Genomic DNA, 22696 nt, shown 5'->3' with positions numbered 1-22696 from the left:
TGTTCACCACTCCCGGTAGGCGATGCCGTTGAGACCCTTGCCCCGGGCCTTGGAGTAGACGTCGAAGACGTCCTTGCCCTCGCGCGGGTTCTCAGCGGAACTGTCATAGGCACGCAGGCCCCAGCCACCCTCGTCGTCACGCTTGACGGTTGCCAGCGGGTCACGGGGGATGCGCCGCATGAAGTAGAACTTGGCCCCCTTGGCGCTGCGCACGTCACGCACACCCTCGACCAGCACCTTGAGGTTCGGCGGGTAGCCGGTGCTGTCGAGCGACTTCTCGATGTAGCCGGCGTCGAAGGCGCGTTTGTAGGCGTCGATGCCGTCGCGGATCTGGTACAGCGCGGTCCGCAGGTCCTGCTCCTTGCCCCGGCGCACCACCGTCTCGGTCAGCGGTGCGGCCATGCCGGCCAACAGGCCGACCAGGGCGAGCGTCACCACGACTTCGATCAGGGTAAAACCGCGTTGCGAGGCGTTCATGATCAAGGCTTCCCGACGGTAACGGTGGTGGCGATCGGTGCGCTCATGGGGTTGCCCAGCGGGGCGGCCTGAACCGTCGTGCTCATCGAACGGTCGGGCGCCTGGATGTGCATGCTGGTTTCGGTGCCGGTCGGGAATTCCATGTCCGACGGGCTCTGGTACGGCAGGTTGCGCACGATCCGCGGGGTGATCGACAGCACCAGTTCGGATTTGCTGATGTCGTCCTTGTTGCTGCCGAACAGGCGGCCCAGGCCAGGAATGTCGCCAAGGCCGGGGATCTTGTTGCCGCTGCTGCCATGGTCGTTGCGCACCAGGCCTGCGAGGATCTGGGTTTCGCCATCATGCAGGCGCAGGGTGGTCTGGGCGTTGCGGGTATCGACCTGGACCGGAATGGTGCCCTGAGGGGTCGGCGCCAGCGGCGTGGCGTTACTGACTTCCAGCGCGACCTTGATCGCCACTTCGTTGTTCAGGTGCACGATGGGCTGCACTTCAAGCTTCAGACCGACGTCGAGGTAGGTCACGCTTTCGGTGATCACCGGGCCCTGGGTCGAAGGCACCGACGTGGCGCTGATGATCGGCACGCGCTGACCGATGTGGATGCGCGCCTGTTCGCGGTTGCTCACCCGGATCACCGGGCTGGCCAGGGTGTTGATGTCTTTGTCCTGGGCGTTGATCTTGGCCTGGGGCGATGGCGTGAAGGCGATCCGGCTGGAGTCGATGCCTTTGAGCTGATCGAGAATCGACACGGGCGAACCGTCGCTGTTGATCACGCCGAAGGTGTTGGGCCATTGCAGGCCAAGGTCGAGAATGCGTTGGCGGGCGACTTCCATCACTTCCACTTCCAGCACCACCTCGGGGTTGGACTGGTCCTGCGATTGCAGGAGTTTTTCCGCCATGCGGATCGCGTCGCCGGTGTCGCGCATGGTCAGGGTATTGAGGCGTTCATCGACGAACACGTCGCGGGTCTTGAGCATGGTCTTGATCATGTTCAGCGCGGTGTTGGCATCGATGCTCGTCAGGTAGAAGGTGCGCATCACCAGCTCCTGGTAATCCTTGAGCTTCTGCGGCGAGTCCGGGTAGATCAGCAAGGTGTTTTCGTTCACCACTTTCTGGTGCAGCTGGTTCTGCTGCAGCAGCAGATCCACGGCGTCTTCGATGCGCACGTCACGTACGAAGATCGTGGCTTTCATGTCCGGACGCAGGTCCTTGTCGAAGATGAAGTTCAGGCCGGCGACCTGGGACAGCACTTCGAAAATGGTCTTGAGGTTGGCGTCACGAAATTCCAGGGTCACCGGCCGGTCCAGGCGGGTACGCAGCTGTGGGTATTGCACCACGTTGCGGCTCTGCACCAGGCGGATGTTGTCTTGCAGTTCCCGGGCACCCTCGTTTTGCGGGTCCAGTTCGAGAATCTGTTTGACCTGGCGGTCGGCACCGTAGATGTCACCGCGACGCAGGTCGCCACGGGCCATTTCGAGTTTCTCGTCCATGCTGCGCAGGTAGTCGAGCTGGCGCAGGGAGTCCTGGGCACGACGGTTGTTCGGCTCGATGCCCAGGACCCGGCTGTAGGACATGCGGGCCCCGGCGAAATTACGCTGGGCGCGGTCCATGTCGGCCTGGGTCAGCAGCGCCGTCACGGCGCGGGCCCGACCACTGTTGAGCGCTATGTGCAGATCGGTATCGCGAGGGTTCTCGCTCAACCCCTGTTGGATGCGGGCCAGCCCGGCTTCATACTGGCCTGATTCCATCAGGGCGGAAGCTTCGTCCTTGGCCGTCTGCGCCGAACTGCAGGCAGCCAGCCCTGCGCAGAGACAAAGGCTCATCAGCAAACGGGATTTGTTCATTCCGTACTCCCCACAGACAAAGTCTGAGCTAGATGCAGCGGCAGGTAGACCACGCTCATTTCCACATCGGAAATCCGCTCGATCCGCCAGGTTTCGTCGATGACATCCCCCTTGCGTACGACGTATATTTTTTCGCCGTCCTGCAAAAACACCTGCAGATCGGAACGGTCAGCCAGCCTGCCAACAAACTGGAAGGGCAACGGCGGTGCAGTGGGGACTTGCACCTCTGGAGTCACGGCGACCGGTTGTTCGATGACGGTGCCGAGGACCGGCGCCGGTTTCCAGCTGCGGGAGGCGAACAGGTCGCCTGCCGGGCTCAGATCCTTGATTGGCGTGGCGACAGCAGTCGATGCCGCTGCGCCTGTGGTCTTGCCCTTGGTTGGTGTCGCCACGACGGCCACCGCAGGGTCGCCATCGTCAGCCTGTTTGAAATATTCGGGGACCCAGGCGAGCGCTGCCGCTACGCCGAAGAACGCCACCCAACCCACCACTCGCTTGGTATTCATCATGACCTCGACAGGTAAAGGGTCATGCGGATCCGCCCGGTCAGGTCGGTATCGGCGATCTTCTTGCGTTGCAGCTCGACGTCCTCGAGCACCACCGCCGGCAACTGGCCGAGCAAGGCGTGCAGGAAGCGCCGCAGTTGCGGATAGCTGCCGCGCACCGGCAGCAGAATCTGATAACGGGCCAGGTGCGTCTTGGGGTCCACGCCAAGGGAGTATTCACCCCGGGACAAGGTGATGCGTTCCTGGGCCGCCAGCGCGTAGATCTTGTCGATGGCCACAGTGGCCTGGGGCTGGGACGGCAACTTGCTGCGGAAGTCGTCGAGCTGGCGCTGCGGCACCACCGGTGCGGCCACGCTGCCGTCTTCGACCCGGGCCAGGTATTCGCTGGCGTCGCGGGTCTGCTGGCTGAGGCTTTGCAGCGACTGCCAGTCCGGCAGCAACCCGACCAGGCCATAGCTCAGTGCCAGCACCAGCATGCCCATCCCTGCCAGCCCTGGAACGCCAAGGCCTTGCAGGTATTCGTGGACGATCAATTTATGGAGTTGCATCGCCGATCTCCCAGGTAGCCGACAGGTTGAACTGCACCGGGTGTTCCGGCACGTTGGCGACAATTTCGTGGCTCAGCAGCGACACGTCGGACAGCTCGTCGCTGGCTTCGAGGCGGCGGTGGAAATCGAGCATGGCGTCGAGATCCATCGCCTCGGCGCTGATCCGCACCTGGCCTTTTCGGGCGTCCGGGGTCAGGGTCAGCAGGGCTATGTTGTCCCTAGGCATCGCTTCGAGGGTGGCGAACAGGCGTTCCCGGGGGCGGCGCAGCTGCTGGGAGACCTTGCGCATTTCGGCCAGGTTCTGCGCCTGCTCGCGGGTCTCCGCCGGGGTCAGGCCGGGATTGCTGCCGTTGTCGCCGGTGAGCACCCGCTGGGTGGTTTGCAGGTGGCCTTGCTGCTGTTCGGCCTCGCTGCTCAGGTGCTGTTGCACCAGAGCGCAACTCAGGGTCAGCACCACGCCACCGGCCAGCAGGCTCCAGCCCAGGGGACCGGCACGGCGGCGCGGCTGAAAGTCGAGCATCAGGGGGCGCATGTCAGGCCACCGCCCGAGACATGACGTACAGGCTATCGCGTACGGCTGTCCGGTCTTCTTCAAGTGTGCGCAGGTGCACACCGGGTACGTCGGGATGCGAATCGATGCGCGCCGGCGCATGCAGGTAGACGGTCAACGGCCGTTCGCTGGTGGAGGCCTGCAACTGGCTTTCCCGGCCGATCAGTGCGGTCAGCGCAGCATCGCTGTCGCTGCTGCCCACCGAACGCACCGAGGTCCAGTGCCCTTCCCGGGCCAGCAGCAACACACTGCGTACCGGCTCGGCGACCACGAACAGGAAGTCACCGGCATCAAGGCTGTTATCGAAATGGTTGAACGCCGCCATCAGGTACGGTTGCACCGAACGCAGGCGCAAGCCGCGAGCGCTGACCAGGGCGCGCAGGCGGTCGAGCAAGTCCTGGGGCACCGCGGTGGCGATGCGATCGTAACCGGCAGGTTCCGCCGAAAGCACCAGGCTCCAGGGTTGCGTCGGCGCACCGTAGAGGTCTTCGAAACACAGTTGGGCAAAGCCCTGCAGCTCGGCCGGGCTGCTGATCTGATCGCTCCAGGGCACCAGGCAATAGCGGCTGAAGTGCCCGGAGATGACCACGGTCAGTTCCGCCCCGGCAACGGCGTGTTCGGCCAGCAAACGGTCGAGGGTGTCGAGGGCCACCGTCCAGGCCTGGAAGCCTTCGTCGATGTAGCCGACGCTGCCCAGCCAGTGGGTTGCACTGCCTTGCCGATGCCCCAGGCCAACACCGCTGGCGCCGAGCACGGCGACAAATTGCTCACGAGATAAAAGTGACACGATTGATCTCCTCGAGAGTGGTCCGGCCTTGTTCCACCAGCTCCAGCGCCGACTCGCGCAACAGGCGCAAGCCACGCTTGCAGGCATGGGCCTTGATTTTCGAAATCGGTTGGCGCTCGACGATCATCTGCCGCAGCTCGTCGTCCAGGTGCAGCAGCTCGGCAATCGCACTGCGCCCGCGATAGCCGGTGCCCCGGCAATGCCCGCAGCCCTTGCCGTGGACGAACTGGAAGTGCGCGACCTTTTGTGGATCGAGCCCCGAGACCTCCAGCTCTTCTTCGGTCGGGCTGTAAGGCGCGCTGCAACTGGTGCAGACCAGGCGGATCAAGCGCTGGGCCAGCACGGCATTGAGTGCCGAGACCAGGCTGTAGGGGTCGATTTCCATCTGGGTGAATCGGCCGATCACGTCGAACACGTTGTTGGCGTGGATGGTGGTGAACACCAGGTGACCGGTGAGCGCCGATTGCACGGCGATCTGTGCGGTGTCCGGGTCGCGGATTTCACCGACCATGATCTTGTCCGGATCGTGACGCAGGATCGAGCGCAGGCCCCGGGCGAAGGTCAGGCCCTTTTTCTCGTTGACCGGGATTTGCAGCACGCCCGGCAGTTGATACTCCACCGGGTCTTCAATGGTGATGATCTTGTCCACGCCGTGGTTGATCTCGGTGATCATCGCGTACAGGGTGGTGGTCTTGCCGCTGCCGGTAGGCCCGGTCACCAGCACCATGCCGTAGGGTTCGGCGGCCAGCCGGCGCAGCTGGCGCAGGGTTTCTTCTTCAAAGCCCAGGGCTTGCAGTTGCACGCCGCAGACCTTGTCGGCGAGGTCCTGTTTGTCGAGAACCCGCAGCACCGCGTCTTCGCCGAAGATGCTCGGCATGATCGAGACCCGGAAGTCGATCTGCCGACCGCTGATGCCGACTTTGAAACGACCGTCCTGGGGCACGCGTTTTTCGCCGATGTCCAGCTCGGCCATGACCTTGACCCGGGAAATCACCTGCTCGGCGAACTCGTTGCCCTGGATCTTGCTGATATTGTTGAGCACGCCGTCGATCCGGTACTTGATCACCAGGCCGCTGCCGGTGGTGCCGAGGTGGATGTCGCTGGCGTGCATTTTCAGTGCGTCGTACAGGGTCGAGTTGACCAGTTTGACCACCACGCTGGAGTCTTCGCTGATGCTGGTCAGGGACAGGCTTTGCAGGGTATCGATTTCGGTGCCGCCCTCGGCCTGGGCGTTGAGCGATTCCACCGCATGGAAACTTTCTTCGTGGCGCGCCAGGTAGGCCTTCAGGTCGTCGGCGTGCACCAGATAGAGCGGCGCGCCGTGCAGGCATTCATCGATCCAGGCCAGGCGTGCGCTGTCGAAGGGGTCGGCGAACACGCCGATGACCGCATCGTCGTGACGCAGCAGGATGAATTCGCGCTTGAGGCATTGGGCCAGGGTCACCCGGTCGAACACCGGGGTGGCACTGAACAGGCTGTCGGTGTCGAACACCGGGTAGTGCAGGGTTACACCCAGGCACTGGATGAAAGGCATGGGCGCCAGTGCACTCAACTCCCCGAGGGTGTCCAGCATCCGCGCGCCGGAACTGGTGGCCAGGGCTCGGGCCTGGGACAGTTGTTCACTGGTAAAACGAGTCGGTACACATTCCACTTGCGCCGGTTCTACGGCAAGGGATAGACGGTCCATGGCTTGCTCTCCAACGCCCGGGGCTTTGAGCCCTGTCGGCGCGGCGAGCAGTTTCGGCAGAAGCCGGAACGTCTTGTCGCGCCACTACTCCCCGGTGAGCAATTGTTCGTCGTCTGGTGCCATGGAGGCCGATGGATTTTTTCGGCGATCTGCAAGCACCCAACTTCCGTCGTACAACTGCAGCGGGAAACTCTCGGTCCTGCTCTGGCGTCGTTCGACGAATCCTTCGGAAGTGCTCACTCCCACGTTCGCTCTGGGCTCGCGCTGCCTGCCTAGAAGATCATTCACTGCACGGGCCAATTCCGCCAACGGAAAGGGTTTGAACAGGATATGGCTGACTCCCAGTAGCCGGGCCCGCTCGCAGACTTCTGCGGTTGGATGCCCTGTGATCAGCACAAAATGGCACTTCCTGTTCTGGCGGACGGCATCGAGCACCTGAAAGCCTTCCATATCGGGCAAGCGGTAATCGAACACCATCACATCGGGTGCGAAATCGTCAGCTTCGGCGATCCCGTGTGCACCGTCGTGAGCAATCCGGACATCCAGCGCTTGCGCCTGCAGGTAACCCTGGAGGTTTTCCGCCAGCAGCTGTTCGTCATCAACAACCAGTATTTTGTTTAACAAGGTCGACTCCTTGAAACCGCAGGTCCGGGTTTTGAACCTGGCAGAGTGCGTGCCCTGAGAGGACTAACGCACACTTCATGCCAGACTGAGCGCCGGTAATTTTAGGTCTTCATGTCCTTGAATTTAAAAACAATGCCTTTTTCATACCGCTATCCCATTCCCCAAACACGGGGAAAGCGATCGAATGGGCATTGACGTTTTTTCCCCACTTTCGGGGAAATCCCCTATTCATCGTCAATCCGCTCGATTCGATTGCGCGAGCGTAATTGCGCCAATGCCTGCAAGCGAGCCTGGACCTGTTGTTGCCGGCCAAGGTAGGCCCGAACCATGTCAAGTCCTTGCTCTTCTGGGACATTGGTCGCTTCCATGTGGTTCTCCAAAAGAATCAAATGCCAGCCCACCGGCGTACGCACCGGTTCGCTGACGGCCCCCGGTGCCAGGGCAAACGCGACAGCCTCGAACTCCGGCAGCATTCGTCCGCGGGGAAAGTAGCCCAGGTCGCCACCTTCGCTGGCCGACGCATCTTCGGAGCCGCTACGGGCAACGCTGGCGAAATCGGCCCCGGCATCGATGGAGTCCTTCATCGCGATCAAGCGTAGCCGCGCGGCCTCGACAGTGGAAGCGTCTGCACCGGGCACCACCTTGACCAGGATATGCCGGGCCCGCACTTCTTCGGGCCGGTTCATCTGGTCACCGTGCTCTTCGTAGAACGCCCGGACCTGTTTTTCGTCCGGCTCGCTCGCCTGGGTGAGGTCATTGAACACCTGCCGGGCCGCCAGTTCGCGGCGGGTGTATTCGATGTAGCCGGCTTCGTCGAAACCGGCATCCTCAAGACGCCGGGCAAACACCTCGGCACCGCCCATGGCCTGACGGGTCTGGTCGACCTGGTCCTTGACCACGGCATCACTGATCACCACGCCGCGCTTGACGGCTTCCTGCCACAACAATTCGCGGTCGATCAAGGCATCCAGCGCGGCCTTGCGCAGTTGCTTGTAGGCTTTCGGGTTGCGGATGCTGCCTACCGCCCGTCCCTGATCCTCCAGGTATTCGGCGAAATAGCGCTCCAGGCGCAGCTGGGAAATTTCCTCGCCATTGACCCGCGCCGCGGCCGGGTCATTGCTGCACCACGCCACGGGCACCCATAACGCCAGCAGGACCAGCAATGTGTCGAGTCTCATGATCAGCCTCCGGTCAGGGCGTCGCAGCGACGGGTTTATAGGGGGCGACCAGATAGAAACGCTGGTCGGGCAGATCCACCGTGACGATATGGGCACCGCTCAAGCCCAGGCGCCGGCCGGGGCCGAAATTCATCAGTGGCGTCAGCCCGGTATCGAAGTCATGCAGGCCTTCCAGGGCACTGACCAGCTTTTCGCGGCTGGCATCGCGCCCGGCCTGCTTCATGCCTTCGCTGAGCAACATCATCGAACTGAACGCGCCCACTTGCAGTACTGCGTGCTGGCTGCCCAGGCCCTGGTGTTCGCGCAATTGGGTCAGGGCCAGGCGCCCGGCCAGGGTCCAGTCGCTGGGCACGAACGGATAGGCGAGGAACACCCGCCGGGAAAATCCGCTGGGCACTTGCATCAGATTGCCCGCCACCTGGTTCGAGGTGGCGAACAGGTAAGGCACCTGCCCCGCCGTTTGCAGACGTTCGGCCAGGCGGCTGAAGCCGCTGCTGCTGCCCAGGTAAAACACCGAGCGCGATCCCAGGGGCAAATCATCCCCGCTCGGGTCGTAGGCTTGCAGGCGCACCTTTTGCCAGGCGTGCCCGAGTAAATACTGGCTGAGCTCCTGCGCCGCCAGCCGTTGGCCGGCTTCGTCGGGATAGGTGATCAGCGTCGGCCCCTGCAGCACCCGCAGGCTGGCACCGGCGTAATCGGCCAGGGCGATCAATTGCTCGCGAAGCCCCGGCAGCGGTTCGAATATCTGCGGGCTGGTGTGGGGCGTGCCTTGCAGCGACAGCGGCCCGATCAGCGGGATGCCGGCCTTTTCCAGGCGCACGGAAAGGTCCGCGCCCAATGCCGGCGCCAGCGGCGCGATCAGGGCGAACACCTGCACTTCATCGATCAAGCGATCCAGCGCCTGTTCGGCACTGGCACGGTCGGTACCGGGGTCGAGGATGGTCAGCTGCAATTGCCGGCCATGAATTCCGCCCGTCTCGTTGATCCGCGCCACGCAGCCCTTGAGCACCGCCGCCACCGTGGCGCCCTCCTCGCTCAATGGCCCGCTGCCCGGCAACATCGTGCCCAGGTGCAGGCTCTCGGGGGTCAGGCCCGGATCGCGGTCCTCGGCCAGGCGCTTGAGGTACGCCGTGAGGTTGCGCTGATCATTCATCGACAAGACGAACCGTGGCATCGTCGGATCGAGCCGGTTGTTGCCGGGGTCGCGCCCCTGCTGCACCGCCCGCGCCAGGGTGCTGTCGTTGTAGGCCGGATAACTGCGCCCGTTGATGTGCTGCTGGCCATGCCGGCTGGCCAGTCGCGTCCAACTCAGGTCCGGCGGTCGCACCCCGCCTTCCGGGCGCCCCAGGCCATCTTCGCCATGACAATTGGCACACGGCAGGCTGGTGGCCGGCAGCACCATGTTCGAGGCGCCGACCCGGGCCATGATCGGCTCGCCGCTGGCCGACACCCCTTCGCGGTACAAACGCTTGCCGGCACTTTCGCTGAGACTCAGCGGCAGCGCCTGGACGCTGAGCGTGAAACCGCCCAGGAGCAGCAGGCCAAGGACGAGGGCGGTATTGATGGCCATGGCTAGCGCTCCGCCACAGGCATTGTCAGCAGCTGCAAGCGCTGGGCAATGGCGGCGGCCGGGGCATCGGGACGGATTTTGCTCCAGCGTTTGTTCGCCACGTCACCGACGATCAACTGGGTGGAGTGCTGCTCGGGAGTCGGCACGATCTGACCGATGCGACCCAATACGAGGTCCATTTGCGCCTTGTCGCCGGTAAGAAAAAACCAGTGGGGCTCGTCGACGCCCTGTTTCAAGGTGTAAGCCTTGAGTACCGCCGGGGTGTCCCGCAGCGGATCACTGGTAAGGGAGATAAAGGTGATGCCGTCGGCCTTGTCGCCGAGCACTTCACGCACTTCCTTGAGCTTGCGGGTAATCAGCGGGCAAGCATCGTTGCAACTGGTGAAAATCACATTGAGCAGCACCACGCGGTCCTTCAATGCGTCGCTGTAGAAGCGCAGCGTGTTGCCGTTCTGGTCCTGCAACGGCGTGTCGGTGAACCAGGTTTGTGCGTCGTGGGTGCCGGTCGAAGGCGGCGCGGCGGCCAGCGCAGGCGCGGCCTGTTGATGCCCTTCGTGGGCAAACGCCACTGAACCGAAAATGCAGAAGCAGACACTCAGGGCGATCCAGTCGATGGCTCTCATGGCTGCTGCTCCATGGCGATGGCGGTGTGCTTGGCGTGGGCGTTGCGTTCACCGCTGAGCTTCTCGACGGCCCGGGCCAGTTCCGTCGGGTCGGTGAAACCGTAGTAGCGGGTCCAGAAACGGTTGTTGCCGTCGCCCACCAGAATCAGCGGCGAGTGGTTCTTGAAGTCCCCGCTGTAGGCGCCCAGGCCCTTGAGGGTGGCATTGACCGACTGCGGCGAGCCGGTCAGCCAGCTCCAGCCCGGCCCCTGCTGGAAGGTGCGGGCGTAGTCGTTCAGGCGCTGGGGATCGTCACGCTGCGGGTCGATGCTGATCGACACCAGTTGCACCTCGGTGCCGACCCGCGCACCCAGCTGTTTTTGCACTTTGCCCATGATCGAGGACACCACCGGGCAGACCGTGGTGCAGCTGGTGTAGATGAAACCCATGACCACGATCTTGTCGCCCACCAGGTCCTTTTCCAGGCTGACGACCTTGCCGTTCTGGTCCAGCAGGGCCACGTCGGCAAACTTGATCCGGGCAGTCTCGGTGCCGGCCTTTTTGGCCCCCATGTCGTGCCCGGCGTGTTCATCCTCCGAGTGGGCCAGCGCCTGGCCGATACCGATGGCCAACAGGCAGAACGTCAGCAAGCTTCGATGTGCAAATCGGTTCATGTCAGTTTCCTCTTACTGGGTATCGCCGGGTATCACCCGAACGCTGGCAAAGGTCTTGTCATCGAAACTCGAGCCCAGGGACGCCGCCCGCACGTGCAGGTACCAGGCACCGTCCTGATCGAGGGTCACCGGGGCTTCATAGACGCCGTCGGCGACTTCCAGGGCGGCAACCTCCTGCGGGCGCGACGTCGGCGCGCGGAAGTAGCGCACCTGCACATCCTTGACCCCGCTGCGCTGCGCCTTCTGCTTGCCCTCGACGATGCGGAAACGCACCACGTACGGGCTGCCCAGGTCGGCGGTGGACTTGTCGAGCATGAACTCCACTTTCGGCACCCCACGGCGTTGATCGAGGTTGTTGTCGGCCTCTACCTGGGTGCTGAAGCAGTGGATGATGTTCGGTTGGTTGAGCAGGAACGCCACGTCGAAACGCCCCGCCGCCGGCAGCTTGACCCGCGAGCTGTACAGCCCCGGCTCGATTTCCCGCAGGCTGCGGTCAATCACCAGCGCCGCCCGCGCCACTTGCCCGCGATTGGGGTAACCGGACATCGGCGCGTTCATGCCTTCGGCGTAGAAGTAGGTGGTGTTGTCCACCGGGTTGACCACGAACACCGCGTTGTCGTCGCGCGACACCGCCAGGCTTGACGCCAGCGGCAGATCACCGGCCATTCGCGGTGCCTGGGGGCCGGCCTCGAAACCCTGGATGATCGGCGTGCGGCCCGCGCCGAGGGAGGCCAGGTTGATCATCGTGACTTTCGGCGAAGCCAGCCCGCGCACATAGGCATAGGCCTTGGTGAACACCACTTGATAGGGTTCGGCGGAGACGCTCAGTTCATGGATCAATGCGTCGTTGGCGGTATCGATCACCGCGGCCTGGTTCTCCAGCGTGTTGAGCACGATGCCGAAACGACCGTCGGCGCTGAAGCCCATCGGGCCCAATCCCTCTTTGAGCTTGATCACCCGGCGCACCGACTGGCTGTTGCCGTCGACCACGGTCACCGTGCCGTCCTTGCCATCGACCACATAGGCGGCCCCGGACAGCGGCGAATACGTCACCGACAACGGGTGTGAACCGGTCTTGAGTTGTTTGCCGATGCTCAGGCTGACGATGTCGACGATGCTCAGGGTGCCGTCGTCGCGGTTGCTGACAAAGGCAAAACGGCTGTCCTTGCTGAACGCGATTTCGTGGTGCCCGGCCCCGGTGGCCAGGTGCTTGAGGGGTTTGAGGCTGGCGGTATCGATCACCGTGACCCCGGACTGCCCGTCCTTCGCGCCATTGTTGCCGACCCACAGCAGACGTTCGTCCGGTTGCAGGGCCACGCGCACCGGATTGCTGCCGGCCGCTACCGAGTCGATCACCTTGAACTGTTCACTGTCGATCACCGCCACTTCGCCGGCGGTGGGCATCGAGACAAACACCCGTTTGTTGTCCTTGGGCGTCACCCAGTCCATCGGCGGTTGTTTCAGTTCAATCCGCGCCAGGGTGCTGGTGATACCGCCGACGGACACCGACGGGTCGACCACCGAGACGCTGGCATCGCGGCTCATCACCAGCAGGAAGTAGCTGTTGAGATCGAGCAAGGGGCGTGCGCCGATGTTCGATTTGAGGAACGTGCCGACCCGCGACTTGCAGCTCTTGTCACGGCCCTGGGCCTGGTCGGCGGCGACCGCTTCCGGGTCGAGCCAGGCACCCGGCGCGACGCCGGACAAGGGTTGGCCCGAGGCTTTGTCGGTCACGCGAAATTGCACGTCGGCAAAGCCGCCCTCACGCAACACGCCGTCCTCGGCCAGCGGCTTCACATCAAGGACCACGGTGATTCCGTCACGCTCCAGCGTCCGGTTGCTCCAGGTATCGGGCAAGGGGACATCGCTGAGCATGCTCGCCGGCGCGGTCCGCCACACGCCGATCCAGATCAGCGCCATCCCGACGATCAGTGCGCTGCCAATGAATTTGATGGTCCTGTCCATGTCGCATCTCCTCTTTACAGATCTGTGCCTGCCTTGTCTGGCACCCGTGCTTCGAGGTGCCTTTGTGGGAGCGAGCTTGCTCGCGATGACTGCCTATCAGTCGCCAACGATGTCGACTGCCAGTCCGCTATCGCGAGCAAGCTCGCTCCCACAGGGGTGGAGTGATCCACCCTTCCATCCCGGCAACTACGGCGCAGATGCCGTTGTCGGCGCCGGTTCATTCGTGACCCGCAGCAAGCCCCACAAACCGGCGGTATTGCCGAACGACGCGTTGTCGCGGAACAGGTAATCCCCCGCAATCGCATTGCTGCCGCCGGCGCTCGGGTGCATGGCGCTGAAGTGCGCGGCCGGCAGTACGCTTTCGCGGGCGCCGATGTACATCGACATCGGGTTCAGGCCGAACCGCACCGATCCCACGCCAGGGGCGCCCATTGGATAGCCAGCGGTATCGCTCTTCTCCGACAGGTACGGGTTGACCGACCAGAGGTGACCGTCGAGCTGGAAGGTCGAGCCGCGGCTGCCGCCGGTCGGCATCAGCACATGGGTGCGGAACGGTTGCCCCGGTTTGACGTAGAACACCGGTGTTTGCGGATCGCCGCCCACCAGCGCGTTGCTGTAGGCCATGTGGGCGTTGGGCACGTCACCGTAGCCAAAGCCGCCGGCACGGCCGAACGGTGCATCCGGCGCGAGGCCGAAGCGATACCACATGGGCTCGGTCTTGTAGTTGATGGCCATGCCGGCGTTGTCCTTCGGATCGTTCGGCACGCCCATGCCTTCCGAGGCGATGCCTTCCACCGGCCGCCCGCTCGCCCAGCGCAGGTTCAAGGCCCGCTGCCAGACCATCGCGAAGTCGCGGTAAACCGCCTGCCCCGTCGCCGTGACCGTGGCCGATGCACGCTTGGCATCCTCGACCCAGGTGGCACCGACCGGCAGCACACTCATCGCACCGCCAAGGCCTTTCTGCGCCTGCTTGATCACATCCGCCGGGGTGAAGTTCAAGCCGCCGAACTCCACCGCCGTGGCGTTGATGTTGTCGACGCTGCGGCCCAGTTGGGTCACCGGTTTACCTTCACGCTCCAGGTGCCCGGCGTAGTACTGGTAGGTACGGGTCGGGTACGCGCCGCTGTTGCCGACGCGTGGCGGCACGGTCTGGATCGGGTTGGCGCCGACGTTGGTACCGTCGGACTTGGTGATGTCGTAGGCCAGCAATTGCGCATGCAGACCGACATGGCTGGAAGGCCGCAGCAGGTTGTTGTTGAAGGTGGTCGAGCCGTCGCCATCATGGCGATCACGCTTGACCAGCCCCTGCAGGATCGCGGTCTGGGCCAGGTCCGGCATCACGCTCGGCAGGCGGTTCTCCAGGGTGATATTGATGCAGTCCCCGGCCGCTGCGCGCAGTACCAGCGGTTCGACAGCCACACCTGGCTTGAGCTTGCCGGTGGTCAGGTCGAGGTCGGCCTTGCGCACGTACAGGATCGCGGTCGGGTCATGGATCGGCCCGCTCTGGCCACCGATGGTGACGGTTTCGCCGTCCTCGGGATCGGTCACCGTCACCCGTGGAATGCTCACGGTCCGTGAGTTGAACACCAGGGTGCCGCCCGCCGGATTCAGTGGCCCGCCGACATGCTGGCCGAGCCCCTCGGGATCGCCGATCGACAAGCCCAGCGGATTGCTCAGGATGTCGTTGGCCAGCGCCGCCACCACCTCGTAGTTGCGCTGCACGGTCGGCCGGGTACCGATGCCATTGGGGTTGGCGCTGATCCGTGGACAGGTGCCCTCGAACGCCACGGTGTTGCGCATGCCCGCCGGTTTTGGGTTGTTCGGCAGCGCGAACAGATCGGTGCGTTGCGCGGTGTAGTTGCGCATCACGCCCCAGATGCCGTTCCAGTAGCCTTCGATCGAGGCGTCCATCGAGTACAGGTAATCACCCGTGGTCGCCGCGGAACTGGAGAGCATCGACAGCGGCGCAATGAAGCCCATCTGCTCGGAAATCCCGACCATCTGCGAGGCGCGCCAGCCCGAGTTGGAGCTGTTGCCGTAGCCCGTGCCGCTCTGCAGCCACTTCACTCCGTGTAGGGTGACGTTGTGCTCTTCTTCATGGCCGCCGGCATGCACCCGCAACCGCACGTTGTCGCCGGTGTAGGTACGCAGCATCGGCGTGAACGGATCACCCGGTTCCGCACCGCCACGGTTGATGTGCGGCGGGAACAGCGTGGTGCCGCCGGTCGGGCCGGTGGCCGAAGTCACCAGGTTAGGCGCCAGGTTCATCGCCGGGATCGCGCGGTCGGTGCGGCTTTGCATGGCGAACGACAGATCGCCCCCCAGGCCGTCGGCCTGCATGCCGCGCTTGCCGTCCGGGCCGACCTTGTTCGGGTCGAACACTCGCAGGCCCAGGGGCTCGTTGCGGTAATTGACGACGAACATGCCGGGGTCATCCACCGAGATCGCTTGTGGACATGGCCTGGTCGGGCAGCCCAACTTGATGCCGCCGCGGGCCTCGACCACCGACTCGAGCAGGTTGCCAGCGTTGTTGCGCACCGGCGGGTTGATCGCATAGCGGAAGCTGTCGGCCGTCGCCGGGAACGCCTGTGGATTAGGCACGCCATTGGGGCCGGCACCGACGTAGACACCGGCTTCATAGGCGTGCTGGAAGTCGCTGTATTCCAGGAAGAACTCACGGAAGCTGTCGTTCTTGCCGTCACCGTCGAGGTCACCGGTCGATATCACCGCCTGCCATGAAGTCGGTCCGCCATCCGAGCGCGCGCCGCTGTACAACGGCTCGCCCGTTTCGGCGTGGAACCAGGTGGAACCGGCCGGTTCGGCGAGCACGGTGGCGTACAGGCCAATCTGTTGGTGAGTCGATGGGCCGAGGTGGTCGTGGGTGAAAATGGTCCCCAGGCCACGGTCGACACCCTTGGTGTTGATCACCGGGTCGATGAACCAGCGCTGCATCGCCGTGCGCGCACCCATCCAGTCCGCCCGGCCATATTGACCGAAGAACGGATGCGCCTTGGCCACCGGGCAGGCCGGCATGCCGTCACGCGGGTCGGCGCCCTCGCACTGGTTGAACGCGCGGATGGCATGGATGCGCTCCACCACGGCACCCGGGGAAAGCACGCCGTCTTCGTAGTTCCAGCCGTTGGACGAACCATCGGCGGACGTCAGGTCCCACTTGGGCAAGTGAATGTGCTGGCCGATCACGTCGGTCGGGGTGCGCACCTGATAGTCGTCCATCTCGTAGGTGGCCGGCACCAGGTTGGTTTGCTGGTACTGCACGCAGTCGAAGGTGTTCATGCGCATCACCAGCGGCTCTGGCGGACGCTGTTTGGTGATCACCGGCCAGGCGTCTTCCCACAGCGCCAGGATGCGCGCCTGCGGGAAGTGGTAGCCGACCTTGTTGTACACCGCGTCGAACTGGATGTTGGCCGCCTTGTAGATGCGCGGACGGTCGGCGGTGAAGGTCGAGGAGCCGGTGAAGGACATGCCGTCGATGCGCTCGCCGCTGTTGTATTCACCGCTGCCGGCACTGCTGGTCAGGCGCTTGGCCCGATCATCCATGCAGGGTTCGTAGAACGGCGCACCGGCAATCGGCAAGGCGCCATTGGTGCGGAAGTTGCGCGCCACCACCTGTTTGCCCGGCAGCACGGCAAAGCTGGGGTGCTCCTTCTTGGCGTGGAAGGCCATGGCCGCCTGTTCGACTTCGGTGCCCTCTTCCGGCAGGTAGATCGGCTTGGCCCGCTTCACTTCCTTGGAGAAATCCAGCGAGGTGGTCACCGTGTGCGCCTCGCCCCCGGCCGACACGCCGTCCAGCGCATGGCGCCCCAGACCACCGTCCCAGCCACCGGACTGGTTCGGGTCGAGGTTGGCCCACAGGCCATTGCCGCTGGTTTTCAGGGCCTGGGCCTTGGCCGCGTCGAGCATGTCCAGCGGTGGGGTTGGCGGGCGTTGGCCGACCGAACTTTCCATGCCGCCGATCCAGAATGGGAAACCGGGGTTCTTCAGGCTGCCGTCGGCGTTGCGGTTGGCTTCGCTGCGATCGACCAGCGCCAGCGAACCGATGGCCTGGACGCCGCCATTGCCGCCGCCGTGGTCATCATCACCATCATCGTCATCGTCGCCCGCGGCCACCAGGGTCTGGCCGATTTTCGGCACCACGGCGACCTTGCCCGGCATGGGCGCCATGGCTTTGCCAGGCAGCGGCACGACGGCCGGGATCGGCGTACCGGCGATGATTTCGCCATCGGGCAAGGCCCGCGCGCCCGTCGCCGGTTTACCGCTGCGCAGCGCATAGGGCTTCTTGTGGAAGCCGTCGTCACCCTGCTGGGACACTTCGAGCCGGGTGCCTTCTTCAAACACATCGTGCACCCGCCACATGGCCCACATGCCTTGGGCGAAGTGCGGGTAGAAGTGGCAGTGATAGATCGCATCGCCCGCTACCCGGTTACGGTTGCCCGAACCGCCGTTGGCGATTTCATAGGTGTAGCCGGCACCCGGGCCGATGCCCTGGGCGTCCAGGTAATCGGTGTTGTCATCGTTCGGGTTGTACAGCCATTGATGCCCGTGCAGATGGAAGATGTGGTGTTCGTAGCCGTTGTGGGTGTTGCGGAATTTGACGAAGTCACCGATGTAGCTGTGGTTGACGTTGGACGGCTCCGACGGATACAGCGCCATGGTCGCCTTGACCCCGACCTGATCGGCACGCGGCACTTCGCCGGGGCGAATGTTTTCCAGGCCCGAGTTGGCCGGCACGTCCACCAGCATCGCCACGTCGCCCACGGTGTGCGAGCTGAGGAAGAACTCTTCATAGGCGCAGGACAGGCAATCGTGCATCGGCCCCACGCCCAGGCGATTGGCGACCACTTCGGCGCCCATGCCGCCGGAGCCGTAGTTGATCATGAACGAGTCGCGGGTCGGCTCCAGCACATGGCCCATCACCGGGTCCGCAAAGTACGCCGGGAAGGCTTGGGTGACGGCGGTTTCATCCTGGAACTGCGAAGCGAAATCGCGGAACGGCTCCAGCCGGTTCGGCAGCGCCGGATTGCGTTTGCCCATGGCTTCCAGCGGATAGGTCGATGGCGGGAAGCTGCCGTCGGCGTTGCTGCCCATGACGATCGCATCGCTTTCGCCGGAAATGATTTCACTGCCGTCCACCATGCTGATGATCGGCGTACCGGCCTTGCCTTCACGAATCCACGGCTCGCGTTGCGGGTAACGCGCCTGGTAATCGACGATGGGCTGGCCGGCCGGCGTGCGTCCGGAGCTGGCCAGGCGCATTTCTTCTTCGGTCAGGGTGTTGCGGTAGGTCCGGCCACCCTTGGGCACGACCACGACCTGGGCGAACAGGCCATTGGCGTTGTTGCCCGCCGCGCCCTCGCCACCGAAGGTCGCGCCACGGCTGCTGACATCGAACGCGCCTTCGCGCTCGGCGTACAAGGTATAGGAACGGCTGCTGCCAGGGGCGACGAGGCTGTTGGCGTTGCGCCCGGTATAGGAGGCGATGTCATCGATGCTGTTGACGGCCTGCAAGCCGTTGACCTGGAACCCGACATGACGGTCGGCCACCTGCTCATCGGCCTTGAAGTTTTCGGCGTTGCCGGTCCCGCCACCCTCTTGCTCTTCCCCTTCCTCGTCCTCCTGCTCAAACCCGTCATGGCTGCCCGGGTTGGCCTGATAGGCCAGCAGGTTTTGCAGATTGATGGTCAGGCAATCGCCGGCAGCCACACGCAACACCAGCGGACGCGGACGCTTGTCTGGCCGCAGGGACACCTTGCCCGGCACTGCTGCGCCGCCTTGGGCGAGGGAAACGTCATGGTCGTCGACCACATCGCGACGCAGGGCGAACATCATGCCGTTGACGTTCTGCGCACCCAGGCGGTTGAACATCAGCGGCTGATCGAACGCCACGACGTTGGCTACCAGATTGCGCTCGCAACGTGCAGCTGCGCTGGCCATCTCGATGCCGAGCATCGATGTCACCAACAACAGCAAATTAATCAGGGACGGGGCGTGGGATATGCCGATCATCGTCTCGGGCCTCACAACGGGTTTTCAGGGATCACTTCACGACAAATGGTCGAGAGCAATCCTCATGCCATAAATATTTTCGTTATTAATCAATTAGTTATATTCACGACTTGATACGCCGGGGGATATACCCCACCCAATCCCCCACTTTCTCGCCGGGGCCACCATTCCCCACTATTGGGGAAAACCGCCCCCAGGGTTTCGATCACAGCGGGGCGTCCGCAGCCAGGCCCTGCAAACGCCGATACTGGTTCAACACGTTGGGCACATAACGCTGGGTTTCGGCGAACGGCGGGACCACGTTGCCGCGGCTGAGCACCGCCTGCGGGCCGGCGTTGTAGGCCGCCACGGCGAGGCGGATGTCGTTGTCGAACATCGTCATCAGGCGCTTGAGATAGCGGGCGCCGCCCTGGATGTTGGCCTTCGGGTCGTAGGCGTTGGTCACGCCCATTTCGCGGGCGGTGTCGGGCATCAATTGCATCAGTCCGCGAGCGCCCTTGGGTGAGGTGGCGCGGGCGTTGTAGCTCGATTCCGCCTTGATCACCGCATGCAGCAGCGCCGCCGGCAATTCATTGGCCGTGGCCGCCGCCGACACCAGCTCGGCATAGGGTTGCGCGGCGATCATCTGCGGTTGCTGGTCGAGGCTGACGACCGCCGCATCGGGCTCGCGGATCACCCGCTCATAGTGGCGTCCGGGGCGGTGGACATTGGACAGGACGTAGCTGCCATTGGCATCCACGGAAACAAACACATCGGCCTGGACGGCGCCGGTCAGCACCAGCAGACCCAGCAACCCGGTGGTGAGTGATTTCATTGTTAGACCTCCCCTTCCCGGCCCCGAAAATTGGGGGTATTGCCCCAGTGGCCAGTCGTGGAACAGCCATACGCAAGCACTGTGCCGTAAGTGCGAAGGCCCGTAGTACGGGGGGTGCGGCGGGATCACCAGCCGTGAGCATGGCAATTGCATGCAGCTGCATAGCAACTCTGCTGCCTACCGTGCGAGGTCATCATGAATCAGCATCTGCGTTATGCCCGGCGAACCCAAAGCGGGTTCACCCTGCTCGAACTGTTGGTGGTGCTGGTGGTGCTGGGGCTGTTGGCCGGCATCGTGGCGCCGAAGTATTTCGCCCAACTGGGCCGCTCCGAAGTGAAAGTGGCCAAGGCGCAAATCGAAGGCTTGAGCAAAGCCCTGGACATTTACCGCCTCGAGGTCGGCCATTACCCGACGACTGAACAGGGCCTGCAGGCGCTGGTCGCGGCCCCCGCCGACGAACCGCGCTGGACCGGCCCGTACCTGCAGAAAAAACTGCCCCAGGACCCTTGGGGCCGCAACTACAGCTATCGCTATCCCGGTGAAAACAGCGAATACGACCTGTTGTCCATGGGCAAGGACGGGCAACCCGGCGGCGAAGGCGAAAACGCCGAAGTCACCAACTGGAACTGACGGCTATGGCGACCATGCGCTTTCATCTCAAAGCCGTCGGCAAGGCCGGTGTCGTCTCCCTGACCGTCGAGGCGCCAGGGCAAAGCGAAGCCCGGCGCATCGCCGAAGACCAGGGCCTGCGGGTAGTCAGCCTGCACGCCGAGCGCCATTGGCGTGCGTTGCGCCTGAACAAGCGCGAGACGTTCAACCTGGTGTTGTTCAGCCAGGAGCTGACCACCTTGCTCAACGCCGGCCTGCCGCTGATCGATGCGCTGGAAAGCCTGGCAGAAAAGGAAAACGCGCCACAAGCCCGCAAAACCCTGAGCGAGCTGGTGCGCTTGCTCTATGAGGGCAAATCGTTCTCCCAGGCCCTGGGCCAGTTGTCGGCGGTTTTCCCGCCTTTGTACGTGGCGCTGGTGCAGTCCAGCGAGAAGACCGGCGCCGTCGGCGATGCCCTGGGCCGCTATGTCAGCTATCGGCAGCGCATGGACGAGGTTCGCCAGAAGATCATCAGCGCGTCGATCTACCCCATGCTGTTGCTGGTCGTGGGCGGTGGCGTGGTGTTGTTCCTGATGGGCTACGTGGTACCGCGCTTCAGCCTGGTATTCGAAGGGTTGGGGTCGAACCTGCCCTGGCTGTCGCAGATCCTGATGAGCAGCGGCATGTTCCTTCACGCCCACCAGGGCGAGTTCTTCGGGGGCTTGCTGGCCATCATCGTCGCCCTCGTCCTGCTCCAGCGCCAACCGGCCTTCCGACGGGGGCTGGACCGCGTGATCGAAAAACTCCCCGCGGTGCATCAGCGCATCTTCATGTATGAGCTGGCGCGCTTCTACCGTTCGCTGGGCATTCTGCTGCAGGGCGGCATTCCCCTCGTCACCGCCATGGGCATGGTGCGCAACCTGCTCACCGTCGCCTCCCGCAGTCGGCTGGACCAGGCCTGCGAACGGGTACGCGAAGGGCAATCGCTGTCGACCGCGCTGGAACTCAATCACCTGGTGACGCCGGTGTCCCTGCGCCTGCTGCGCGCCGGTGAACAGTCCGGCAACCTCGGGCAGATGATGGAGCGCAGCGCCGATTTCTATGACGAAGAAATCAGCCGCTGGATCGAATGGTTCGTGCGGCTGTTCGAACCCTTGCTCATGACCTTCATCGGCCTGTTGATCGGGGTGATCGTGATCCTGATGTACATCCCGATTTTCGAACTGGCCTCGAGCATTCACTGACCTTTTGCAACAAGGTCGTGCTGCACGTTGCATTGTTTTCAACAACCGACTGAATAAATCGGTCCGCCGAGGTGTTTATCAAGTTCCCACGGGGAAAAAAAGGTTCTTCACGCAATCCCGGGAAACACCGATAACGCAATACCTGTAGGAGCCGGCTTGCCGGCGATGGACTCAAGTGCGCCGCGTTTATCCGGTTCACACGCGTTATCGTTAACGACCATCGCTGGCAAGCCAGCTCCTACAGAGACCGCGTCCTGGTCGAAAATGAAATGATCTCCAAACCAGAGAAAGCCCAAAAAAAGCAGCACGTTGCACTGTTAATCAACGTTCCAATCTGAATAAAAAAGACGGAGAACGACATGCACATCAATAAGCTTTTACTCGCAGTAGCTATTGGCGCGGTTCTGTCGGCGTCTACCGTATTGATTCCGGACAGCCTGTCCGGGGTATCCAGTGCCCAGGCCAAGGATGGGGGTAGTGGTGGTGGCGGTGGGGGTGGTGGTGGCGGCAATGGAGGTGGTGGCGGCGGTGGCAATGGAGGTGGCGGCGGCGGTGGCAATGGAGGCGGCGGTGGCAATGGAGGCGGCGGTGGCGGCGGCAATGGAGGCGGTGGCGGTGGCGGCAATGGCGGCAGTCACGGCGGAAGCGGCAGTGGTGGCAACGGCGGAAACAGCGGCAGCGGCCACAGCGGCGACCATGGCAGTAACAGCGGCCATGGCAATTCCAACAGCGGTTCGAGCCACTCCGGATCGGTTTCGTCCTCCGGGCGCAGCGGCACCCATGATGAACCCGGGGATGACCATGGCGTCCATGCCAACGGCGAGCCCGGCGATGACCATGGCGTTCATGCCAATGGCGAAATCGGTGATGATCGCGGCGTCCATGCCAATGGCGAAATCGGTGATGATCGCGGCGTCCACGCCGAGCCCGGGGATGACAAAAGGAGCTGATTCACACTGAACCCCATACAACACAAACGAACCTGTGGGAGCGAGCTTGCTCCCACAATGGTTTATG

18 protein-coding genes are annotated in these 22696 nt (G+C 63.6%); 3 read left to right on the top strand and 15 right to left on the bottom strand.

The features are described 5' to 3' along the window. Positions 1-3: 3 nt before the first annotated feature. From AB4O16_RS27590 to AB4O16_RS27520, 15 genes are all read right to left on the bottom strand, one after another. The gene (locus AB4O16_RS27590; RefSeq protein ID WP_150718819.1) at positions 4-477 is read right to left on the bottom strand and encodes a type II secretion system protein; all 474 of its coding nucleotides are present in this window, start codon (positions 475-477) and stop codon (positions 4-6) included. A 2-nt stretch (positions 478-479) separates the two neighbouring features. Further along, positions 480-2318: a secretin N-terminal domain-containing protein gene (locus AB4O16_RS27585; protein WP_460156337.1), complete on the bottom strand. Its 1839-nt coding sequence runs from the start codon at positions 2316-2318 to the stop codon at positions 480-482. Continuing rightward, positions 2315-2824: a hypothetical protein gene (locus AB4O16_RS27580; protein ID WP_460156336.1), complete on the bottom strand. Its 510-nt coding sequence runs from the start codon at positions 2822-2824 to the stop codon at positions 2315-2317. Before AB4O16_RS27580 ends, AB4O16_RS27585 begins: the two co-directional genes overlap by 4 nt. Next, complete coding sequence (locus AB4O16_RS27575) at positions 2824-3372, bottom strand: type IV pilus inner membrane component PilO (protein ID WP_160390460.1); 549 nt, start codon at positions 3370-3372, stop codon at positions 2824-2826. Before AB4O16_RS27575 ends, AB4O16_RS27580 begins: the two co-directional genes overlap by 1 nt. Continuing rightward, positions 3359-3904, bottom strand: coding sequence for a pilus assembly protein (locus AB4O16_RS27570; protein ID WP_460156335.1), 546 nt, complete (start codon positions 3902-3904; stop codon positions 3359-3361). Before AB4O16_RS27570 ends, AB4O16_RS27575 begins: the two co-directional genes overlap by 14 nt. A 1-nt stretch (position 3905) precedes the next feature. Further along, positions 3906-4709, bottom strand: coding sequence for a hypothetical protein (locus AB4O16_RS27565; protein WP_460156334.1), 804 nt, complete (start codon positions 4707-4709; stop codon positions 3906-3908). Continuing rightward, the gene (locus tag AB4O16_RS27560) at positions 4690-6396 is read right to left on the bottom strand and encodes a GspE/PulE family protein (protein ID WP_460156333.1); all 1707 of its coding nucleotides are present in this window, start codon (positions 6394-6396) and stop codon (positions 4690-4692) included. Before AB4O16_RS27560 ends, AB4O16_RS27565 begins: the two co-directional genes overlap by 20 nt. An 84-nt stretch (positions 6397-6480) precedes the next feature. Beyond that, positions 6481-7020, bottom strand: a complete 540-nt coding sequence (locus AB4O16_RS27555) for a response regulator (protein ID WP_160390464.1) — start codon at positions 7018-7020, stop codon at positions 6481-6483. 224 nt (positions 7021-7244) lie between these two features. Next, positions 7245-8198: a peptidylprolyl isomerase gene (locus tag AB4O16_RS27550; protein WP_460156332.1), complete on the bottom strand. Its 954-nt coding sequence runs from the start codon at positions 8196-8198 to the stop codon at positions 7245-7247. 13 nt (positions 8199-8211) lie between these two features. Next, positions 8212-9762, bottom strand: coding sequence for a cytochrome c/ABC transporter substrate-binding protein (locus AB4O16_RS27545; RefSeq protein ID WP_460158095.1), 1551 nt, complete (start codon positions 9760-9762; stop codon positions 8212-8214). A gap of 8 nt (positions 9763-9770) precedes the next feature. Then, positions 9771-10391, bottom strand: coding sequence for an SCO family protein (locus tag AB4O16_RS27540; RefSeq protein ID WP_160390466.1), 621 nt, complete (start codon positions 10389-10391; stop codon positions 9771-9773). Then, positions 10388-11044, bottom strand: coding sequence for an SCO family protein (locus AB4O16_RS27535; RefSeq protein ID WP_160390467.1), 657 nt, complete (start codon positions 11042-11044; stop codon positions 10388-10390). Before AB4O16_RS27535 ends, AB4O16_RS27540 begins: the two co-directional genes overlap by 4 nt. A 12-nt stretch (positions 11045-11056) precedes the next feature. Continuing rightward, the gene (locus AB4O16_RS27530; protein WP_160390468.1) at positions 11057-13009 is read right to left on the bottom strand and encodes a YncE family protein; all 1953 of its coding nucleotides are present in this window, start codon (positions 13007-13009) and stop codon (positions 11057-11059) included. A 186-nt stretch (positions 13010-13195) separates the two neighbouring features. Then, entirely contained in the window at positions 13196-19033 is a 5838-nt protein-coding gene (mnxG, locus tag AB4O16_RS27525) for a manganese-oxidizing multicopper oxidase MnxG (protein WP_460156331.1), read from the bottom strand. 205 nt (positions 19034-19238) lie between these two features. Further along, complete coding sequence (locus tag AB4O16_RS27520) at positions 19239-19847, bottom strand: lytic transglycosylase domain-containing protein (RefSeq protein ID WP_160390470.1); 609 nt, start codon at positions 19845-19847, stop codon at positions 19239-19241. Between the two features lie 195 nt (positions 19848-20042). Here AB4O16_RS27520 and gspG point away from each other — a divergent pair, with 195 nt between their 5' ends. From gspG to AB4O16_RS27505, 3 genes are all read left to right on the top strand, one after another. Next, positions 20043-20477, top strand: coding sequence for a type II secretion system major pseudopilin GspG (gene gspG, locus AB4O16_RS27515; RefSeq protein WP_160390471.1), 435 nt, complete (start codon positions 20043-20045; stop codon positions 20475-20477). Positions 20478-20491: 14 nt separating this feature from the next. Further along, a complete protein-coding gene (locus tag AB4O16_RS27510) occupies positions 20492-21679 on the top strand; it encodes a type II secretion system F family protein (protein WP_160390479.1) in 1188 nt (395 codons plus the stop codon). Positions 21680-22038: 359 nt separating this feature from the next. Continuing rightward, the gene (locus tag AB4O16_RS27505; RefSeq protein ID WP_460156330.1) at positions 22039-22629 is read left to right on the top strand and encodes a hypothetical protein; all 591 of its coding nucleotides are present in this window, start codon (positions 22039-22041) and stop codon (positions 22627-22629) included. Positions 22630-22696: the final 67 nt, after the last annotated feature.

It is taken from the genome of Pseudomonas sp. S2_H10 (genome assembly GCF_054668285.1).
This window is presented reverse-complemented; position numbering and strand designations above follow the sequence as displayed.